This window comes from Vibrio sp. 1078-1 (genome assembly GCF_033340475.1).
Map to the genome: position 1 here is coordinate 1 of NZ_JAWOWM010000781.1, position 540 is coordinate 540.

A 540-nucleotide genomic window follows, 5' to 3' on the forward strand; every position below is an offset into this window, starting at 1 on the left:
TGCGCCAGCAAAAGCGACAGCTGCTGTACCGCCAGCGCGGTTGTAATCTTCGATTTCACGCACGTAATCACGGCCGATTTGCATACCCGGTTTGATCAGCTTGTCTTGGTCAACTGCGACTGCTTTGCCTGAACCATCAACCAGTTTCCAATCGAGATCTTTGATGTTTTCTTCCGCGTCACGCATGTTGCGGTATTTTGGAACTTCAATCGTCAACTCTGCATTTGCAGTATCGAAGCGTGCCACGATAGCGTCACTTTCTACGCTTAGACGGTCATTACCTTGGTTGAAGTAAGGTGCGTAGCGGAAAACGACTTGGTTTACGCCATCCGGTAGCGTCAATGTTTTTTCAGAAGCAAAAAAGCCGCCAGAAAGTTTCGCTTTTTCACCGTTTGCTGCCAATACTGAAACGTCGTCAGGAACGCTAACCGTAACGTCTGCGAATGCCATGCCACTCATTGCTAGAGCAAGCGCGCAAGTTAAAGGCTTGATCAATTTCATTGTTTTTATCCTAAGCTTTGTAATTGTCCCAATTCGTCA

1 protein-coding gene is annotated in these 540 nt (G+C 47.2%); it reads right to left on the reverse strand.

Features of this window, described 5'->3' with window-relative positions:
- Positions 1 to 501, reverse strand: a 501-nt coding sequence (locus R7190_RS30025; protein ID WP_318138229.1) for a DUF2057 family protein, incomplete at its 3' end; no start/stop codon positions are given.
- Between the last annotated feature and the right edge of the window lie 39 nt (positions 502 to 540).